The following is a 1,474-nucleotide window of genomic DNA, read 5'->3' as shown; positions in this document are numbered from 1 at the left end:
CCTTCGGCCCACCCCAAAAATGGCACGACCTCTTCGCCGTCGGCAACGAACAACCCCGCGTCGGCGACATCAACGGAGACGGAAAAGACGACATCATCGTCTTCACCAAAAACAACACCAACGACGTCCACACCGCACAATCCACCGGCACCACCTTCGGCCCACCCCAAAAATGGCACGACTTCTTCGGCCTACCCGGAGAAACCACCCTCTGAACCCACCTGAGCCGGCACGACACCGGTCGATGCCGGGATCGTGGCCGCAACGGGCGTCACCAGCCCCCGAACACACAGGCAGCTTCCCCGAGGAGAAACAATGGACAACACCCCTGACAGCGTTCGGCCCCTCTCCCGCCGGCGGCTCCTGACCGGAGCGGCGGGAGTCGCTGCCGCCGGCGCACTGGCCGGCGCCTTCGGCGCGCCGCTGGCCGCCCAGGCCGCCGGCGACGGGCACGGCCTGCGCATCGTCGACCGCAACGAGAACGGCGGGCGCCTCCAGTACTACCGTTTCGCCACCGACGCGATCGCGTGGGATCCCGCGGTCAACGTCCTGCTGCCCGACGGCTACCACACCAGCAACAAGCGCTACCCGGTGCTGTACCTGCTGCACGGCGGCAACTCCGACTTCCGGGCCTTCCACATGTACGACAACATCATCAATCTCACCGCCGGACGGGAGATCATCGTCGTCATGCCGGACGCCGCGACCGGGTGGTACTCCAACCCGGTCAGCAGCAACACCGGGCCCCGCAACTGGGAGACCTTCCACATCGCGCAGCTGCTGCCGTGGATCGAGCAGAACTTCCGCACCTTCCCCGAGTACAACGGCCGCGCCGTCGCCGGCTTCTCGATGGGCGGGTTCGGCGCCCTGAAGTACGCCGCGAAGTACTACGGCCACTTCTGCTCGGTCAGCTCCCATTCCGGTCCGGCCAGCCTGCGCCGGGACTTCGGCCTCGTCGTGCACTGGGCCAACGTGAGCTCGGCCGCGGTCGAGCTGGGTGGCGGCACCGTCTACGGTGCACCGCTGTGGGACGAGGCGCGGGTCAACGCCGACAACCCGGTGCAGCGCATCGGGAGCTACCACAACAAGCGGATCTTCCTTGCTGCCGGCACCTCACCTGACCCGGTGAACTGGTTCGACACGGTGAACGAGACCCAGGTGCTGGCCGGCCAGCGCGAGTTCCGGGCGGCTCTCGGTCGGGCGGGGATCCCGCACGAGTGGCGCGAGGTGCCCGGCGGGCACTACTTCCGCCACGAGCTCTTCGTCCAGGACCTCAACGGGATGCTCGGTCGCCTCCGTCGTGCCGGCTGATCCGGCCCCGCCCAATCAGCGGTAGACACGAAAAGGGCCACCCCCTAGGGGGTGGCCCTTTTCGAAAGATGTCCGGCGGCGTCCTACTCTCCCACACCCTCCCGAGTGCAGTACCATCGGCGCTGGAGGGCTTAGCTTCCGGGTTCGGAATGTAACCGGGCGT

General features: G+C 67.3%; 2 protein-coding genes and 1 rRNA gene. 2 read left to right on the top strand and 1 reads right to left on the bottom strand.

What is annotated here, in order from left to right:
- Both ACH4T9_RS31960 and ACH4T9_RS31955 read left to right on the top strand, forming a co-directional pair.
- A partial coding sequence (locus ACH4T9_RS31960) for an FG-GAP repeat protein (protein ID WP_396675166.1) occupies positions 1-215 on the top strand: 215 nt, incomplete at its 5' end.
- A gap of 100 nt (positions 216-315) precedes the next feature.
- Entirely contained in the window at positions 316-1,311 is a 996-nt protein-coding gene (locus tag ACH4T9_RS31955; protein ID WP_396675165.1) for an alpha/beta hydrolase, read from the top strand.
- A 70-nt stretch (positions 1,312-1,381) separates the two neighbouring features.
- Here the strand turns inward: ACH4T9_RS31955 and rrf are convergent.
- Positions 1,382-1,474, bottom strand: a 5S ribosomal RNA gene (rrf, locus tag ACH4T9_RS31950); the annotation flags it as partial.

The organism is Micromonospora sp. NPDC020750 (assembly GCF_044334565.1).
GTDB lineage: Bacteria > Actinomycetota > Actinomycetes > Mycobacteriales > Micromonosporaceae > Micromonospora.
Note: the sequence above shows the minus strand (reverse complement) of the source record. Positions and strands in the feature narration are given on the sequence as shown.